This window comes from Micromonospora sp. NPDC049799, assembly GCF_040656655.1.
Classification (GTDB): domain Bacteria; phylum Actinomycetota; class Actinomycetes; order Mycobacteriales; family Micromonosporaceae; genus Micromonospora.
Genome location: NZ_JBFAMU010000363.1, coordinates 1 through 5,064, shown reverse-complemented (window position 1 = coordinate 5,064; position 5,064 = coordinate 1). Strand labels below are relative to the sequence as shown.

Sequence of the window (5,064 nt, the reverse complement as noted above, 5' to 3'; positions counted from 1 at the left end):
GCGCGACCGGGACCTCGCCGCCACCGCCGTCGAGCTGCTCGACCTGGCGGTGTCGGCCCTGCCCGGGCTGCACCTGCCGCCCGACCTGCACGACGACATCGACCGAGGCGTACGGCGGCGGCGTGCCGTCGCGGGGAGGAGACACCGGTGACGGACACCACGACGCCCGCGCTCGACGGGGAGCGGTTGCGCACCCGGATCGCGGAGGAGATGGAGCGCACCCGCGCCCGCACCGCGCTGCTGACCGAGGCCGTCGACGACGCGGACCTGGTGCGGCAGCACTCCCCGCTGATGTCACCCCTGGTGTGGGACCTCGCGCACGTCGGCAACCAGGAGGAGTTGTGGCTGGTCCGCGACGTGGGCGGGCGCGCGCCGGTCCGGCACGACATCGACGACCTCTACGACGCGTTCAAGCAACCCCGCAAGGACCGCCCGTCGCTGCCGCTGCTGCCGCCGGGCGAGGCCCGTGCCTATGTCGCCGCGGTGCGGGACAAGGTGTTCGACCTGCTCGACCGGGTCACGTTCACCGACCGGCCGCTGGTCGCCGACGGGTTCGCCTTCGGCATGATCGTGCAGCACGAGCAGCAGCACGACGAGACCATGCTCGCGACGCACCAGCTGCGCTCCGGGCCGCCGGTGCTCGACGCCCCGCCGCCGCCCGAGCCCGCAGAACGGGTCGACGGGGAGGTGCTGGTGCCGGCCGGCGAGTTCACCATGGGTACGGACACCGACCCGTGGGCGCTGGACAACGAGCGCCCCGCCCACCGGGTGCACCTGCCCGCGTACGTCATCGACGCCGCGCCGGTCACCAACGGGCGGTACCGGGAGTTCATCGCCGACGGCGGCTACGACGACCCGCGCTGGTGGAGCGACGCCGGCTGGCGGCACCGGCACGAGGCGGACCTGACCGCACCGCTGCACTGGCGGCGCGACGGCGGCGGGTGGGCGTACCGGCGCTTCGGCCGCTGGTCACCCGTGCGCGACGACGAGCCGGTGGTGCACGTCTGCTGGTACGAGGCCGAGGCGTACGCGCGGTGGGCCGGCAAGCGGCTGCCCACCGAGGCGGAGTGGGAGAAGGCCGCGCGGTGGGATCCGGTCACGGGCCGGTCCCGCCGGTACCCGTGGGGCGACGACGACCCGACGGGCGAGCACGCCAACCTGGGCCAGCGGCACCTGTGGCCGGCGCCGGTCGGCGCCTACCCGGCAGGCGCCTCGCCACTGGGCGTGCACCAGCTGATCGGTGACGTCTGGGAGTGGACGGCGAGCGCCTTCCGGGGCCACCCGGGGTTCACCGCGTTCCCCTACCGGGAGTACTCGGAGGTCTTCTTCGGCGACGACCACCGGGTGCTGCGCGGCGGTTCCTTCGGCACCGACCGGGCCGCCTGCCGGGGTACGTTCCGCAACTGGGACTACCCGATCCGCCGGCAGATCTTCAGCGGCTTCCGGTGTGCCCGGGACGCCCGCGCCGCCGAGGCGCACCCGTGACGCCGCCGACCCCGCCGGCGGACGGTACCGACTGATGTGCCGCCACCTGGCGTACCTGGGGCCGCCGGTCAACCTGAGTGAGCTGCTGTTCGACCCGCCGTACTCGCTGGTGCGCCAGTCCTGGGCGCCGCGCGACATGCGCGGCGGCGGGACGATCAACGCCGACGGGTTCGGGATCGGCTGGTACCCGGGCGACGGCGAGCCGGTGCGCTACCGGCGTGCCCAGCCGATCTGGAGCGATCCGACGATCGCGCAGCTCGCCGCCGTCACCTCGGCCGGAGCGGTGCTCGCCGCGGTCCGGTCGGCGACGGTCGGGATGGCGGTGCTCGACTCCGCCGCCGCGCCGTTCGCCGAGGGGCGCTGGCTGTTCAGCCACAACGGCGTGGTGCGCGGCTGGCCGGACTCGGTGGTTCCGCTGGCCGGTGCGCTGCCGGTACGGGACCTGCTCACCCTGGACGCCGCCACCGACTCGGCGCTGCTGTGGGCGCTGGTCCGGCACCGGCTGCGAGCGGGCGTGAAGCCTGCCCGGGCGATCGCCGAGACGACCGTCGCCGTGGCGGCGGCGGCCCCCGGGTCGCGGCTCAACCTGCTGCTCACCGACGGTCGGACCGTGGTGGCGAGTGTCGCCGGACACGCGCTGTCGATCCGCACCACCCCGGCCTCGGTGCTGCTGGCGTCCGAGCCGCACGACGACGAGCCGGGCTGGCAGCCGGTGCCGGAGGGACAGCTGGTGGAGGCGACCGCGACGGAGGTGCGCGTACGCGCCCTCACGGAGGCGTGACCGCCGGCGGGGCGGCACGGGGTCGCCGCGAAGGACCTTGCATCCGTTCGACGAAGGGGAAGACATGAGCGCGGAGCCGTTGGAGATCCACCTCGAGGAGCAGGACCTGGGCCGTAGCCTGCGGGATGACGTCCGCACCGGCCTGACCGCCACACCGAAGTGGCTGCCGCCGAAGTGGTTCTACGACGCCCGGGGCAGTGAGCTGTTCGAGGAGATCACGCGGCTGCCCGAGTACTACCCGACCCGGGCCGAGCGGGCGGTGCTGGCCGCCCGGGCCGGCGACATCGCGGCGGTGACGGGCGCGAAGACCCTCATCGAGCTGGGGTCCGGCTCGTCGGAGAAGACCCGGCTGCTGCTGGACGCCTTCACCCGGCGGGGCGGGCTCGGCACCTTCGTGCCGCTGGACGTGTCGGTGAGCGCGCTGCGCCAGTCCACCGACGAGATCGCCACCGACTATCCGGGGCTGCGGGTACGCGGGATCGTCGGCGACTTCACCCGTCACCTGGACCGGCTTCCTCCCGGCGGCCGGCGGCTGGTGGTGTTCCTCGGCGGGACCATCGGCAACCTGCTGCCGGCCGAGCGGGCGGAGTTCCTGTCCGCGATGCGGGCCGCCCTGGAACCGGGGGACTGGCTGCTCGTCGGCACCGACCTGGTGAAGGACCCGGCGGTGGTGGTGCCGGCGTACGACGACGCGGCCGGGGTCACCGCCGATTTCAACCGCAACGTGCTCCGGGTCGTCAACCGGGAGCTGGGCGCGGACTTCGACCCGGAGGCGTTCGACCACGTCGCCCGGTGGGACCCGGAGCGGGAGTGGATCGAGATGCGGTTGCGGGCGCGCCGGCCGATGCGGATCCGGGTGCTCGATCTGGTGGTGGACTTCGCCGAGGGGGAGGAGCTGCGTACCGAGGTGTCGGCGAAGTTCCGTCCGGAGGGGGTCGCGGCCGAGCTGGCGGCGGCCGGGTTCACGGCACACGACTTCTGGACCGACCCGGACGGTCTGTTCGGGGTCACCCTGGCCCGGGCCGACTGAGCGGAGCCGTGGCCGCGGGTGAACCTCTTCACCCGCGGCGGCGGGGCCGCCTGATGATCGGCTAGGCTGGTCGCGCGAAGGGGAGTAGCCCCCAATGTCGTGGTCGACACACTGGTGCGTTCCGCACCCGGCCACGCGGCCCCGGTCACCGGGGCGGGCGAGACCTTCGACCCAGGCTGTAGAAGCCGGGTCGAGGGCGCCCCGTACCTCCTCCCGGCCTGACCCGGAAGGATGTCATGGAAGGTTTCCTCGTCGCGCTGGTGGTCAGCTTCGGCGTCATCTTCGTCGCCGAACTGGGCGACAAGTCCCAGCTGATGGCGCTGACCTTCGCCACCCGCTACAAGCCGGTGCCGGTGCTGATCGGCATCACCGTCGCCACCGCCGTGGTGCACCTGGCCTCGGTGGCGATCGGGTACGGCCTCGGCGCGGCCCTCCCCACCGAGTGGATCTCGCTCGTGGCCGGTCTGGCGTTCCTCGGGTTCGGCGCGTGGACCCTGCGGGGGGACACGCTCACCGAGGAGGAGCGGCGCAAGGCCGAGAAGACCAGCAAGTCGGCCATCGTGGCGGTGTCGGTCGCGTTCTTCCTGGCCGAGCTGGGTGACAAGACGATGCTCGCCACCATCACCCTGGCCACCCAGTACGGCTGGTTCGGCACCTGGCTGGGCTCGACGGTCGGCATGGTCGCCGCCGACGCGCTGGCGATCCTGGTCGGTCGGATGCTCGGCCGGAAGCTGCCGGACAAGACGATCAGGTACGGCGCCGCGATCCTCTTCGCGATCTGCGGGCTCTGGCTGATCCTGGAGGCGGTGAGCCAGCTCATCTGACGGCCGACTACCGGGCGGCCCGCCGGGTAACGCCTGCGGGTGAACGCCGAGGATGTCCTGCGGATCGGCCACGAGACGCTCGTGTTCGCCGTCGAGACCGCCGGTGCGGTGGTCATCTTCGTGGGGGCGGTGTGGGCGGCGCTGCGGTTCACCGCCGAGGGGCTGCGGCGCCGCAGCGCCGCCGCGTTCACCCCGATCCGGCTGTCCCTCGGGCGTTTTCTCACCCTCGGGCTGGAGTTCCAGCTCGCCGCGGACATCCTGCGCACCGCGTTCTCCCCGACGTTCACCCAGATCGGCCAGCTGGCCGCGATCGCCACCATCCGGACCGCCCTGAACTGGGTGCTGAGCCGGGAGATCCGTGACGAACAACGGCAGGTCCGCGAGGAGGAGGTCCCGCCGTGATACCGGCCCTGACCACCGCCCTGACCTCGGCCGCCGTCGTGGCGGCGGGTGTCGTGCTGCTCACGGGCGGGTCCTGGCGTCCGGCGCTGCGGGTGCTGCTGGACCTGCTGACCGCCGCCGGCCTGCTCCGCCTGTCCGCGAGCCAGGGGTGGACGGACCTGGTCGCCGCCGCCGCCATCATCCTGCTGCGCCGACTGCTCTGGGCCGCCCTCACCGCCGACGCGACGGCACGACTATCCCCAGCCCCCGGCGGGCAGAAGGATCACCACCTACCGTTGCCGGTAGGAGGCGAAAACGGAAAAAATCGGAGGACAGCCACATGAGTAAGCACGACGAGCCGAACGAGTACGGTTTCGCCGGCGGGGCGACCGCCCCGCAGCCGCCCGCCGGTGGGCGGATCGACGAGCAGGACCGGGCCGAGGAGGTCGCGGTGCCGGGCGACGACCTCATGGAGCCGGTGAGCGACGCCCTCGCCGACGAGCAGGAGGCGCGGCGTACCGAGCGGCGTTCCTGACCCTGGCGGCGGCCGGCGGGCGCTCGCC

General features: G+C 73.3%; 7 protein-coding genes. All 7 read left to right on the top strand.

Features of this window, described 5'->3' with window-relative positions; translation table 11 throughout:
* Positions 1-147 precede the first annotated feature (147 nt).
* On the top strand, positions 148-1,485 hold the full coding sequence (egtB, locus tag AB0I76_RS22185; RefSeq protein ID WP_357038565.1) for an ergothioneine biosynthesis protein EgtB: 1,338 nt from the start codon (positions 148-150) through the stop codon (positions 1,483-1,485).
* Positions 1,486-1,519: 34 nt separating this feature from the next.
* Entirely contained in the window at positions 1,520-2,266 is a 747-nt protein-coding gene (gene egtC / locus AB0I76_RS22180) for an ergothioneine biosynthesis protein EgtC (protein ID WP_357038562.1), read from the top strand.
* A 64-nt stretch (positions 2,267-2,330) separates the two neighbouring features.
* Positions 2,331-3,296 carry an L-histidine N(alpha)-methyltransferase gene (egtD, locus tag AB0I76_RS22175; RefSeq protein WP_357038559.1) on the top strand — a complete coding sequence of 322 codons (966 nt, stop codon included), beginning with the start codon at positions 2,331-2,333 and terminating at the stop codon, positions 3,294-3,296.
* 236 nt (positions 3,297-3,532) lie between these two features.
* Complete coding sequence (locus tag AB0I76_RS22170) at positions 3,533-4,120, top strand: TMEM165/GDT1 family protein (protein ID WP_357038556.1); 588 nt, start codon at positions 3,533-3,535, stop codon at positions 4,118-4,120.
* Positions 4,121-4,159: 39 nt separating this feature from the next.
* Positions 4,160-4,522, top strand: coding sequence for a DUF1622 domain-containing protein (locus tag AB0I76_RS22165; RefSeq protein ID WP_357038553.1), 363 nt, complete (start codon positions 4,160-4,162; stop codon positions 4,520-4,522).
* Complete coding sequence (locus AB0I76_RS22160; RefSeq protein WP_357038550.1) at positions 4,519-4,845, top strand: hypothetical protein; 327 nt, start codon at positions 4,519-4,521, stop codon at positions 4,843-4,845. The genes AB0I76_RS22165 and AB0I76_RS22160 overlap by 4 nt, the downstream gene beginning before the upstream one ends.
* A complete protein-coding gene (locus tag AB0I76_RS22155; RefSeq protein ID WP_357038547.1) occupies positions 4,842-5,036 on the top strand; it encodes a hypothetical protein in 195 nt (64 codons plus the stop codon). Before AB0I76_RS22160 ends, AB0I76_RS22155 begins: the two co-directional genes overlap by 4 nt.
* Positions 5,037-5,064 lie beyond the last annotated feature (28 nt).